The following is a 12,604-nucleotide window of genomic DNA, read 5'->3' on the forward strand; positions in this document are numbered from 1 at the left end:
CCCATGGAGCGTCGAGGATAACACGAGGCCGCTGCGCCCCCGAATATGATTTCAGTGTGTTGCTGCCTTGAAACCGCGGTTCCGGCGAGTATTGCTTCGCGCCGGCCAGCGTCGACTCGCTCAGTTGCAAATCGCTCGATCTTAAAACGGCTGGCGTGCTGCAATTGATCCATCGCGGAAGGCGGCACCGGCTCTTGCGCAAGGACGTTCATTGCGGACAGCGCCGACGATCCCGCAGCCATGTCACGGCCCACAACGGAACTCACGCCACACCCCTCATACGGGCGAATGGTTTGCCCGATTCCCAGCCCTTGTTCCCGCCCTGGCAGCACCCGAATACCACCTGCGGTGTAGTAAGGATGACGTTCAAAACTCGTCGTTCCCCAACCCGCCGTGGTTGTGGTTTGCGCCAGATTCTGCCAGTTTAGCGACCCGAAGGGACTTGTATGCACTCCTTGGCGGAAAGGGGCGTTCCTCTGGAGGAACGCCCAAAGACAAACATCAGCGGCCTGTCGGACTGGGATGCGGCGCGCATTTTCCTGGAAGTCGTCCGATGCGGAAGTTTCCGCTCGGCGGCTGAGCGCCTGTCGCTGTCGATCAACGCCGTCCGCCGTCGGATCGATGATTTCGAACGCCAGACCGGCACCACTCTGTTCACCCGCGACGTCCACGGCACCCGCCTGACCGACGAAGGCGCGCTGGTGGTCTCCGCCGTCGAGCAAATGGAGGCGGCCGCGTTCGACGTGCTGCGCACCAGCGATTCGACGACGAACGCCCTGGCCGGCGAGGTCCGCGTCGCCATTACCGAGGGACTTGGCACATTCTGGCTCGCCCCGCGACTGGTCGAATTCCAGCAGGCGTATCCGAAGATCCTGGTCGACCTGCATTGCGCGATGCGTTCGGCCGACGTCTCTCGCCACGAGGCCGACGTCGCCATTCACTTGTCGCGGCCTGCGGCGCTCGACGTCAAGCTGGTGCGGCTCGGCCGCATGCATCTGATGTTCTGGGCCTCCGAGAAATACATTTCGAAACATGGCGCGCCGCGTTCGGCGATGGAGTTGATCAAGCACCGCCTGGTGCTGCAGTTCGCCGACCAGCTCGATGCCAAGCAAACTTTCGAGAGCTTCTTCCCCGGCGTTCCGGAGCGTGACCTTCTGGTCATGAAGACCAACGTCTCGAGCGCCAATTACTGGGCGGTCGCGAATGGCGCCGGAATCGGCGTATTCCCGAGCTACGCCGTGGCGCTTGGCGGGAAGTTGATTCCACTGGAAGTCGAGCTGAACAGATCGCTGGATATCTGGTTGTCCTACCATCCTGGTAGCGGCCGGATTCCGCGCGTGCGGCACATGATTGACTGGCTGATCGAAGCCTTCAATCCGGCGCGTTTCCCGTGGTTTAAGGAAGAGTTCGTGCACCCGCATGAATTCAAGGACGAGTATATGGGCGAACCCCTGACCCAGCTCTTCGGGGGGTTTTCAACCGAAGACCGATGAGAAAAAAGATGAAGACAGCGGCGAAGAGAATGAAGCAGCGCAGTGCCGGCAAGCCGGACATTGAGCTGGGCAAGCGAATCCGTCTGCGACGCGTCGAGATGAAGGTCTCGCAGGCCGAGCTCGGCGAGAAGCTCGGCGTCAGTTTCCAGCAGGTCCAGAAGTACGAGAAGGGCGTCAATCGCGTCGGCGCGGCCCGGCTTCAGCAGATCGCCACCGCCCTCGATGTGCCCGTGACCTTCTTCTATGACGGCGACAACAAGGCGCGCGAAGTCGAGAGCCTGCTGTTCCTGGACTCGGCCTTCAGCCTCCGCCTGCTGCGCGCCTACAGCAAGATCAAGGACCAGACGGTGCAGCGTCAGCTCGTCTCGCTGATGGAATCGATCGCAGCGAACGAAGCCTGAGCCGGTCGGCGTTCGCGCCTTCCGCCCGATGTTCAATCCGCCGCGTCACGGGGCGCGGCTGGATTGAACGAGACCCGGACGAGATATATCCGGCCCGCGCTTGCGCGGACTTCTCGGGGCGGCATGACCGCCCCTTTTTGTTGACCATTTTTCCCGCCGTCGCCCGCGGTTTTCGCGAACCCATTCCTGCCCTGTCGCGACCCAATCCAGAGACCGCCGTCCGACGTGCCGGGCTCGTGATGCGCCGTGCTTAAGGGAGCCGCAACCGGGAGGCGCTAGCCTCCCGCCGATTTCTCGAATCAGCACGACGAACCGGGGAATTGCCGATGCGAGCGCCCGCCCGGGCCTCGCTCTCATGGGAAGATGGGACACATGTCGAAACGCCATGCGATGATCATTGCCGTCGGCATGCTTGCGAGCGCCTCTGCGCTTGCTCAGACCGAGACGATTGGACAGGCCGGGCCCAAGCCTGCGACTGCGGCTGGCACGGTGCCGGCCACCGCCAATCCGGCCCACGCAGCCGCACCGAAAACTGCCGCGCCAGCGTCCGCTTCGACGGCAGAGAGCCGCTCGGCCGCGGCGCTCGCGCTGACGCACGAGCCGACCTATGACGAGGGCTCCGCCCAGCGCATCAAGGATGCGGCGCTGAGCTATTCCGATCTTGCCGTGCGCGGCGGCTGGCCGGCGATCCCGGCAGACGCCAAATTCGCGCCCGGCGCCCAGGGCGCCAACGACGATATCCTGCGGAAGCGGCTGATCGTCTCCGGCGATCTTGCCGCCGACAAGGCGAGCGGCGCCTTCGACCAGGATCTCGCCGACGCCGTGAAACGCTTCCAGGCCCGCCACGGCCTCGCGCCGACCGGAACGATGACGCCGCGCACGATTGCGGCGATGAACGTGCCGGTGCAGAATCGCATCCGGCAGCTGGAGGCTTCGCTGCAGCGGCTCGAGAACATGAATTTCGGCTTCGGCCAGCGCTATGTCGTCGTCAACATCCCCGCCGCCTTCGCCGAAGCGGTCGAGAACGACGTCGTGGTAAGGCGTTATCGCGTGATCGTCGGCAAGACCGAAAAGCCCTCGCCGACGCTGACGGCCCAGATCAGCAGCGTCGTCCTCAATCCGACCTGGACGGTGCCCTCCTCGATCGCCAAGACCGAGATCTCCGCGCATATGCGCAAGGATCCCAGCTATCTGTCGCGCATGCACATGGAGGTGCTCGACGCCCACGACAATCCGATCGACCCGAATTCGGTCGACTGGTCGGGCACGCATACGCCGAACTTCACCGTGCGCCAGCACAACGGCACGTTCAACGCGCTCGGCGCGGTCAAGATCGACATGCCGAATTCCTATTCGGTTTACATGCACGACACCAACCAGCGCAATCTGTTCAGCGATGATTACCGCTTCGATTCCCATGGCTGCTCGCGCGTCGACAATGTGCGCGATCTCGCCGCCTGGCTCTTGAAGGACCAGCCGAAATGGAGCCGCGCCGCGATCGACGCGGAAATCGCCAGCGGCCAGCATCTCGACGTCGCCATGGTGAAGAAGGTCCCGGTGGCCTGGATCTATCTCACGGCGTGGATGACCAAGGACCAGACCGTCCAGTTCCGCAACGACGTCTATCACCAGGACGAGCAGCTGCTGGAGGCGACCGCCGAAGAGGCGGCCTTCTTCAGCAACGCCGGCAGCCATCCGCTGACCGCGCACATGACGAGATAGATGGCGCCATGCAATCGCGGCACAGGTGACTGCAAAGCCACGTCCGTTGCCGCGGTTGACCCTGGCCTCGCCCCGGCCGAACATTGCGCCTCGCCAACGAAAATGAGCGCGATGTCCGATATGTCCAGCACGACCGAAATTCCCTACGCCGACGGCAAGATCCTCAAGCACACAGCCGGTGGCGTCGGCGTGATCACCTTCAACAATCCCGACAAGCGCAACGCGATGTCGCTGGAGATGTGGGAGGGATTTGGCGAGGCGCTGACATCCTTGCGCGACGACGCTGCCGTGCGCGTCGTGATCCTGCGCGGCGGCGGCGGCAAGGCCTTCGTATCGGGCGCCGACATCAGCCAATTCGAGAAGACGCGCCATAACGCCGCCGCTTCCGAGGAATATGGCAAGCGCAGCGCCGCCCAGCGCGCGCTGCTTGCCGATTATCCCAAGCCGACCATTGCCTGCATCCAGGGCTTTTGTCTTGGCGGCGGCATGCAGGTGGCGATGCTTGCCGACATCCGCATCGCCTCCCATGACAGCCAGTTCGGCATTCCCGCGGCGAAGCTCGGCATTGCCTATGGCTACGACGGCCTGAAGCACCTGGTGTCGCTGGTCGGACCGTCCTGGGCCCGACTCCTGATGTATACGGGCATGCGCATCGATGCGTCGGAAGCACTGCGCATCGGGTTGGTCGAGCGCGTGGTTCCGGAGGATCAGCTCTGGGGCGAGACCATGGGCATCGCCGAGACGATCTCGCAAAATGCGCCGCTCGCGATCAAGGCCGCCAAGCTCACCATTGCTCAGGTGCTGAAGGACGAAAGCGGGCGCGACATGGACGCGATCAGGGCGGCCGGCACGGCCTGCATGGACAGCGCGGATTTTCGCGAGGGCCGTCAGGCCTTCATGGAGAAGCGCAAGCCGCAGTTCCAGGGACGGTGATTCCGTTATTGCCACGAAGCGCAGCAACGACGGCAGCCAACGTGAACATGCATTCAGGAAGATTAAATTCCCACGCCCCTGCAACACCATAGCAACCAGCTGATTTGCTGGAGGTTCTCTCGCCATCAAACGAGGGAGATTGCGATGAAACTCAAATTAGCTGTTGTTGGTCTGGCTGCCCTGGGCGGCGCAGCGCTCATATCGGGACAGGCGCTCGCAGCGATGCCGAACGGCATTCCGCAGGCCGACCGTATCGCGAGCGGCCCGGCAGCCACCGTCGATCAGGTGCGCTGGGTGTGTAACCCGTGGGGTCGCTGCTTCTGGCGTCCGAACTATTATGGGGCCTACGGCTTTTACGGCGGTCCGCGACGCTTCTACGGTCCGCGTCCGTGGGGCTGGGGCGGCCACCGCCACTGGCGTCGCTGGTGAATTGCGAGGGGCCGCGAGGCCCCTCTTCCTTGACTACAGCGCCGCGAGCACCGCCTTCGTGATGTCGGCGGTGCCGTTGCTGCCGCCGAACTCCATCGGCTTGAGGCCGCCGGCGTAGACCTTGTCCACAGCACGCTCGATTTGCTCGCCGGCCTCGGCCGCGCCCTCGACACCGTGCTTGTCGGCGAGCCAGTCCAGCATCATTGCAGCCGACAAGATCATCCCGGTGGGATTGGCCTTGCCCTGCCCCATGATGTCGGGCGCGGTGCCGTGGCACGGCTGGAATACGGCGTACTTGTCGCCGATGTCGGCCGACGGCGCCATGCCGAGGCCGCCGATCAGGCTCGCGGTGATGTCTGAGACGATGTCGCCGAACATGTTCTCCATCACCATCACGTCGAAATCCCAGGGACGCTTCACCAGCATCGCCGAGCAGGCATCGACATAGAGCCTGTCGGTCTTCACCTCCGGATGACGCTTGGCGATCTCGTCGAAGATGCCGCGGAAGAACGCAAAGGCCTTGAACACGTTCGCCTTGTCGACGCAGGCCAGCGCGCCGGGCTTGCCGCGCGCCTTGCGCCGCTCGGCGAGGCGAAACGAGAACTCGAACAGGCGCTCGGACGTCTTTCGCGTGATCACCATGGTCTCGCGCGCCTCCTCATGGGTGACGACGCCCTTGCCCATCGAGGCGAACAGGCCTTCGGTGGACTCCCTGATCACGACGAGATCGATGCCGCGCTGGTCGGCGCCGACGATCGGGCTCGGCACGCCCGGAATGAGCCGCGCGGGGCGCACACCGGCATAGAGGTCGAAGATGAAGCGCAGCTCGATCTGCGGCGCGATCTCGGTGTTGTCAGGATAGCGCACCGACGGCAGGCCGCAGGCGCCGAGCAGGATCGCGTCCGCCTCCTCGCACAGCCTGATCGTGGTATCGGGCATCGACTTGCCGGTGGCGAGATAATGATTGGCGCCCGCCGGCGCCTCGGTGAAGCGGAAGCTCAGGCCGGATTTCGTCTCGATCTTGCGCAGGACCTCGATAGCCGGCGCCATGACTTCGGGACCGATGCCGTCACCGGCGAGCACGGCAATGTGGAAGGCGTTATTTGCGGACATGGGGAAGCCTCGGGAAAGAGCGAGCCAAGTCGTCATTGCGAGCGAAGCGAAGCAATCCGAACTGCATCTGCGGAGACATTCTGGATTGCTTCGTCGCTTCGCTCCTCGCAATGACGGAGGATAGAGCGTTCGTTACGGCGTCAGCACCGTGCGGCCGACCACCGCGCCCTGCTGCAACTGCACCAGCGCATCGTTGGCCTTGGCGAGCGGCTGTCGCGTCACCGGGATCGGCGCTATGTTCTTCGCGCGCACGAGATCGAGCAGCTCCTGCGTCTCGCGCAAATTGCCGACATAGCTGCCCTGGATCGTCACCGCCTTGATCGGGATCAGCGGCAGCGCCCAGGTCGCCCCGCCGCCGAACAGGCCGACGATGACGAGCTTGCCGCCCTTGGTCAGGCAGTCGAAGCCGAGTTGCGTGGTGGCGGCGTTGCCGACCAGATCGAGCACAGCGCGGATGGGGCCACCGGCTTTCTTGGCAAGCTGCTCCAGCGCGTCGGGCGCCTTGGGATCGACGGTCGCGAGCGCGCCGGCTTGCTCCGCGGCTTCGCGTTTCTTCGCGTCGATGTCGACCATGATCGCGCCCTTGCCGCCCATCGCCTTCAGCAGCGACAGCGCCATCAGGCCAAGTCCGCCGGCACCGAACATCACGATCGGCGTGTCGAAGTGCTGCTCGAGCTTCTTCAGCGCGCTGTAGGTCGTGACGCCCGAGCAGGCGTAGGGTGCGGCCGACGCGGGATCGAGGCCTCTCAGATTGAGCAAATAGCGCGGATGCGGCACCAGCATGTGGTCGGAATAACCACCGTCGCAATAGACGCCGAGCGAGCGCGGCGTCAGGCACATGTTCTCGTCGCCGGCGAGACAGGTCGCGCATTTGCCGCAACCGATCCAGGGATAGACCAGCCCGACATCGCCGATCTTCACGTCGTCCTGATCCGACGACTTCACGTCCGGGCCGAAGGCGAGGACCTCGCCGACTGTCTCGTGTCCCATGGTCAGCGGCAAATTGATGCCGCGGTCCTTCAGCGACAGTGGCTTGCGGCCGTGGCCGAGATCGTAGCCGCCTTCCCAGATGTGAAGGTCGCTGTGGCAGACGCCGGCGGCCTTCACCTTGATCAACACCTGCGTGCCGGACGGCTGCGGCGTGGCCTCGTCGAACTCCTGCAGCGGCGCCTTGAAATCGGCGACCTTGAAACTTTTCATTGGCGTCCTCCCGGATACTTTTCTTGTCGTCGCCACCATGGCATGGGCGGCAGGACGAGACAAACTCGGACCTGTCTAGTTGAGGCCGACGGATGATGGCAAGCCGGCCACGCGCAACGCCGCATTGCTCGCTGCACGAAGCTGTCCGTCAACCTTGCCGTCAGGTTTGCGCAGCTGTTTTGGCTAACGGAGTTGGTCCACCGTCCGTGAGCCCGATCTCCGCGCGCAGCCGGTCGGTGTGCTCGCCAAGCACGGCCATCGTCTTGCCCGGTGTCGTGTCGGCACCCGTCATCCGGAACGGCAGATTGAGGACCTGGAACGAACCGCCTTCGTCCTCCACGGACGAGAGCGCCTGACGATGCGCGAGCTGCGGATCGGCCAGTGCCTCGGACACAGTGCGGTAGGCCGAGGCCGGCACGCCGGCCGCACCTAACGCGACAAGACAGACATCGGTCGAGAGCTGCCGCGACCAGACCTCGACACCGTCCATCAAGTCGGCCCAATGGTCCCGACGCGCGGCGTAGGTGGAGAAGCGCGGATCGGAGATCCATTCGGGGCGGCCGATCACGCCCATCAGTCCCTGAAACGTCTTCTCGCTGGCCACCGTGATCATGACATAACCGCTCGCCGTCTCGGTCGGCCCGAACATCGGGCGCGGCGGCGGCTTCACGGTGAACTGCGAGTTCTGCAACTCGATCAATGTCAGCGTCAGCATCGATTCCAGCATGGAGACGTCGATGTGCTGGCCGAGCCCAGTCAGGGTGCGCTGGTAGAGCGCCGACGCAATCGCGCCGAACCCGTAGGTGCCGGTGACGACGTCGGCATGGTAGATGCCGCAATAATCCGGGCGGCTGCGGCCGGGCTGGTAGGCGAGATGCGCCATGTCGTAGCCGGATGCCGCATGGATCACCGGTGCGTAGGCCGGCAGCTCGGCCGACGGGCCGCTCTGGCCGTAGCCGGAGATCGAGCAGTAGATCAGCTTCGGGTTGACGGCACGCATTCTGTCATAGTCGAGCCGCAGCCGGTGCATCACGCCGGGGCGAAAGTTCTCGACCAGGATGTCGGCCGTCGCGGCCAGCCGGCGGACCGCCTCCTTGCCCTCTTCGGACTTGAGGTCGAGCACGACGCTCTTCTTCCCGACGTTGAGCTGGCCGAACACGGTGCTGCAGCCCTTGCGCAGCGGCGGCCGGGTTCGCATCGTCTCGCCGCCGTCGGTCTCGATCTTGATGACCTCGGCGCCCATGTCGGCGAGCATCCGCGCACAATGGGGACCGGCAATGGTGGTCGAAAAATCCAGGACCCGGAGGCCGGCGAAGGCCTTTGTCGTCGTCCCATCATGCTTATCTGATAGCTGCATGCCTGCTTGCGTCCTCGGGTCAGTTAGGAACTTATCGAAGTTCTCTGTTGTTCGTGCGCCGACCCTAAAGGGCGGCGGCTGAGTAGGAAAGTCTTTACCGAACGGACGCGTCTGGCGGGCGGCTTTGGGAATTCCGGGGCAACTGGACCCGTTCTTGCATAGCAGCAATCGGGCTCCGGCAGAGGGCAGCAGTTCTTGAGGGTCTTGTTCGTTACGACAGAGATGGACGACTTTGTCCGCGTCGGCGGACTCGGAGCCGTTTCCGCTGCACTCCCCCGAGCCCTCCGTCCTTTCGCCGACATCCGGGTCATGCTGCCCGGCTATCGCGATATCATCGAACAACTCACGCATATTCAGATCGTTGGCCGCTGTCCGGCGTTCGCGGAGATGCCGGCCTGCTCGCTCGGCCGCGCCGCGACCAAGGACGGCCTGCCGGTCTATGTGCTGTTATGCTCGCAACTCTACGACCGGCCCGGCAACCCCTATGGCGACGAGTCCGGGCGCGACTGGCCCGACAACGACATCCGTTTCGCGCGCTTTGCCTCGGCCGCCGCTGAGCTCGCGATGGGCACGCTGGACAAGGATTGGGCAGCCGACCTGATCCATGCCAATGACTGGCAGGCCTCGCTCGTGCCGGCCTACCTCGCGTGGCGCGGCTCCAAGCTGCCGTCGATCCTGACCATTCACAACCTCGCCTATCAGGGCCTCTTCCCGAAGGACTCGCTGCGGCGAATTGGCGTACCGGAGAGCTCCTTCCACATCGACGGCGTCGAGTTCTACGACCAGCTCTCCTTCCTCAAGGCCGGGCTGGTCTACGCCTCGCATCTCACGACAGTCAGCGGCACCTATGCGCGGGAGATCACCACGGATGAATTCGGCTGCGGTCTCGAAGGCCTGCTTCGAGTCCGTTCCGACGCGGCCGAGCTCACCGGCATCCTCAACGGCATCGACGAGAGCTGGGACCCGCGTTCCTGCGCCCAGCTTGCCCAGCAGTTCGGCGCCGGCGACTGGGTCGGCAAGAAGGCCAATGCGGATTATGTGCGCAAGCAGTTCGGGCTTGCGGTATCGCGCGGCCCCATGTTCGGCATCGTCGCCCGGCTGGTGCACCAGAAGGGCATCGACCTCGTGCTGGCGGCGGCCGATGAGATCGTCGATGCCGGCGGGCAGATCGTGGTCACCGGCTCCGGCGAGCCGGCGCTCGAGCAGGCGCTGATCGACGCGCATCGCCGGCGGCCTGACGCGATCGGGGTCGTGATCGGCTTCAACGAGGCCCAGGCGCGCCGCATCTTCGCCGGCAGCGACTTCACCTTGATGCCGTCACGCTTCGAGCCCTGCGGGCTTAGCCAGATGTACGCCCAGCGCTTCGGCTCGCTGCCGATCGGCCACCAGACCGGCGGCCTCGCCGAGACCATTACCGACGGCGAAACCGGCTTCCTGTTCTCAAAACCCTCGCACGAATCCTTCCTCGGCGGCGTCCGCCGCGCCTTCTCCGCCTTCATGGCGCAAGACCAGCTCGACACCATGCGTCGCAGTGCGATGGGGCGCTCGTTCTCCTGGAGCATCCCGGCCGGCAGCTACAACGCGCTGTACCGGAAGCTGGCGTCGGTGTGAGGCCTGCGTTTCCTCGTCATTGCGAGCGTAGCGAAGCAATCCAGACTGTTTCCGTGGCAGCAGCCTGGATTGCTTCGTCGCAAGAGCTCCTCGCAATGACGGTGGTTTGTGGCAACGGCGGAGGACTTCACCCCCTCCCGCGCACATCCATCTGCGGGCGGCCGATCCAGGCACGGTTGAGGCACCGCGTCATCCAGTCGGGCTGCGGCTCGCCGCGCAGCCGCGCTTGCGCTTCCTGGTAGGGACCGACATAGCGCAAGCGATCCGGCAATTTCGGATAGACGCGCCTGGTCCAGCGGAGCGCATTCTCGGCTGCCCTCTTGTCGCGTTCGTCAAGCTCGAACCCAAACCCCACACGCAGGCGTTCCGGCAGCAGGTTCGCGGTGAGCGCGCGATACCAGCGCGGCGGACGCAACCACGGACGGGCGCCGCCAAAGATCTGCCCCGCAATCTCGCGCGCGGCCGGGCTGACGGTCAGCGTGTCCGACTGCGTCATTGCCGCGGTGTAGGCCGCAAAGCCCGACCAGTCCGCCGGCAGATCGTGCACCGTCAATCCGAACAGAGCACCGAACAAACGACTCTCGGTCCAGTAGCGTTCGCGTTCCTCCGCAGAGAGCGGTGGCAAAACCAGATCATGCGCCATCAGCGCGGTCTCGACCAGCGTGGCATGAACCCAGCGCAGCGACGGGATGTCGTTGGCACAGTAGCGCGAGCCTGCCGCGAACGGACCGACGGTCTCCGGCATCTCGCCGCCGATCATGCTGTGGCGCCGGTGCAGTTGCCGCGACGACGACAGCGCGCGGTCATGCGAGCCGAACACCATCGCAAAGACAATGTCGAAGGTGCGGTGAAATCGTCCGATCGGATCAGCAAAGGTTTTCGAATGCTCGGCGATAGCGGCGGCGACCCAGGGATGCGCCAGCTGCAGCAACAACGCACGACCGGCACCGAGAAAGATCACGGCTTCCCGGTCGATACGCCAGGTCACCGTGTCAGGACCGAACACGCCGGCAATCGGTCCCGCCATATCCGCGCGGACGTGATCGAGCGCCAGTTCCAGATCGCTTCCCGACACCACTTGCATGCCCTTTCAGCTGCGGACAAAGAGCGACGATCCGCAAGGCCTGTGGCATTTCGATGATGGCGGACGATCTCTTGCGGTTCTACTCCGCCGCCATCGGCATCTCGTCCAAATGCTCGTGCAGCACCACGCCGGCAAGTGGATCGAATTCGCCGATCCACGGTTTTCGCGCGAGCACCGACCTCGTGTGGGCATAGCCGGCATGCCAGCGCCGCGTGATCCCCGACGGGCTGAAGTCGATATCCTTGGTGTGGGTCTCACGATCTAGTTGCGGCGCCAGCAGCCGCACGACATGCATACGGGTCGGACAGCCGTAGCTCCTCAGCTCCCTCACCGCGGCATCGCCGCGCTCGCTCTCAGGCAGGCGTTCCGCAAGCTGGTTGATGACATGGCGCAGGCGATGGGCCTGCTGCTGGCGTTCGATCTGGCTCGCGATCCGACTCGAATACATCACATCCTTGTGCCGGTTCAGCACCTCCGCCATCGTGGTCGGCTCGGCGCCGACGGGATTCCACAGATGCACGGAGAAGATCAGCGAATTCTTGCGCGGATTGTCGTCGAACACCGCTCCCGTCGGCGTATTCGAGAGGATGCCTCCGTCCCAATAGAGTTCGCCATCGATCCGCACCGCCGGGAATGCCGGCGGCAATGCGCCCGAAGCCAAGACATGCTTCACCGTCAGCTCACCGTCGCGGCTGTCGAAATAGCGCATCTGGCTGGTGCCGACATGCGCCGCACCGACCGTCAGCCGCGGCGCGCAGCGATTGGCCAGATCGAAATCGACCAGCTCGCGCAGCGTCTCCTCCAGCGGCGCAGTGGAATAGAATCCGGCGTGATCGGCGCCGAGCGGATAGGAATCGCCGGCATGCGCCAGCGGATTGGGCCGGAAGAACCCTGGAATGCCGTGGGTCACGGCCGACCAATAGGCAAGCTTCTCGTTGAAGCCGGGCAATGAGGTGTGCCAGTCCCAGACCGGCTTCTGCTCCATCCGCTTCCAGAACTCCCTCAACTGCGCGAGCCGGTGCTCCGGCGCATTACCCGCAATGAGGCTGGCATTGATGGCACCGATCGAGGTGCCGATGATCCAGTCCGGCTCGATACCGGCCTCGTGCAGCGCCTGATAGACGCCCGCCTGGTAGGAGCCTAACGCACCGCCGCCTTGAAGCACGAGGACGACCTGCCCGGGCAGGTCCTTGCGCTGGATGTTACTCTGCGTGCCGTCCATGGTTCGCTCCTGATCAGCCTGCACTGCTCCGAGATTCGC

Annotated in this window: 11 protein-coding genes; 6 read left to right on the plus strand and 5 right to left on the minus strand. The window is 64.4% G+C overall.

All coding sequences use genetic code 11. The features are described from left to right. Positions 1-446: 446 nt before the first annotated feature. From IVB48_RS09375 to IVB48_RS09395, 5 genes are all read left to right on the plus strand, one after another. The gene (locus IVB48_RS09375) at positions 447-1,493 is read left to right on the plus strand and encodes a LysR family transcriptional regulator (RefSeq protein ID WP_027568820.1); all 1,047 of its coding nucleotides are present in this window, start codon (positions 447-449) and stop codon (positions 1,491-1,493) included. Positions 1,494-1,522: 29 nt separating this feature from the next. Then, positions 1,523-1,894, plus strand: coding sequence for a helix-turn-helix transcriptional regulator (locus tag IVB48_RS09380; RefSeq protein WP_026233304.1), 372 nt, complete (start codon positions 1,523-1,525; stop codon positions 1,892-1,894). Between the two features lie 372 nt (positions 1,895-2,266). Then, complete coding sequence (locus tag IVB48_RS09385; RefSeq protein WP_247399620.1) at positions 2,267-3,616, plus strand: L,D-transpeptidase family protein; 1,350 nt, start codon at positions 2,267-2,269, stop codon at positions 3,614-3,616. A 111-nt stretch (positions 3,617-3,727) separates the two neighbouring features. Then, positions 3,728-4,549 (plus strand): enoyl-CoA hydratase, encoded by an 822-nt coding sequence (locus tag IVB48_RS09390; protein WP_247399622.1) that lies wholly within the window; start codon positions 3,728-3,730, stop codon positions 4,547-4,549. 144 nt (positions 4,550-4,693) lie between these two features. Continuing rightward, positions 4,694-4,978, plus strand: coding sequence for a hypothetical protein (locus IVB48_RS09395; RefSeq protein ID WP_247360047.1), 285 nt, complete (start codon positions 4,694-4,696; stop codon positions 4,976-4,978). 33 nt (positions 4,979-5,011) lie between these two features. On the opposite strand, the gene IVB48_RS09400 is transcribed toward IVB48_RS09395, so the two are convergent. From IVB48_RS09400 to IVB48_RS09410, 3 genes are all read right to left on the minus strand, one after another. Beyond that, entirely contained in the window at positions 5,012-6,091 is a 1,080-nt protein-coding gene (locus IVB48_RS09400) for an isocitrate/isopropylmalate dehydrogenase family protein (RefSeq protein WP_247399624.1), read from the minus strand. Between the two features lie 132 nt (positions 6,092-6,223). Further along, the gene (locus IVB48_RS09405; protein ID WP_247399626.1) at positions 6,224-7,291 is read right to left on the minus strand and encodes an alcohol dehydrogenase; all 1,068 of its coding nucleotides are present in this window, start codon (positions 7,289-7,291) and stop codon (positions 6,224-6,226) included. Positions 7,292-7,451: 160 nt separating this feature from the next. Then, positions 7,452-8,648, minus strand: a complete 1,197-nt coding sequence (locus IVB48_RS09410; protein WP_247399628.1) for a CoA transferase — start codon at positions 8,646-8,648, stop codon at positions 7,452-7,454. 195 nt (positions 8,649-8,843) lie between these two features. Between IVB48_RS09410 and glgA the strand changes: the two genes are divergently transcribed. Further along, positions 8,844-10,259, plus strand: coding sequence for a glycogen synthase GlgA (glgA, locus tag IVB48_RS09415; RefSeq protein ID WP_247501314.1), 1,416 nt, complete (start codon positions 8,844-8,846; stop codon positions 10,257-10,259). 127 nt (positions 10,260-10,386) lie between these two features. Here glgA and IVB48_RS09420 read toward each other — a convergent pair whose 3' ends face one another. Both IVB48_RS09420 and IVB48_RS09425 read right to left on the minus strand, forming a co-directional pair. After that, complete coding sequence (locus IVB48_RS09420) at positions 10,387-11,337, minus strand: oxygenase MpaB family protein (RefSeq protein ID WP_247400003.1); 951 nt, start codon at positions 11,335-11,337, stop codon at positions 10,387-10,389. 85 nt (positions 11,338-11,422) lie between these two features. After that, positions 11,423-12,565 carry a patatin-like phospholipase family protein gene (locus IVB48_RS09425; protein WP_247399631.1) on the minus strand — a complete coding sequence of 381 codons (1,143 nt, stop codon included), beginning with the start codon at positions 12,563-12,565 and terminating at the stop codon, positions 11,423-11,425. Positions 12,566-12,604: the final 39 nt, after the last annotated feature.

This window comes from Bradyrhizobium sp. 76, assembly GCF_023073025.1.
GTDB lineage: Bacteria > Pseudomonadota > Alphaproteobacteria > Rhizobiales > Xanthobacteraceae > Bradyrhizobium.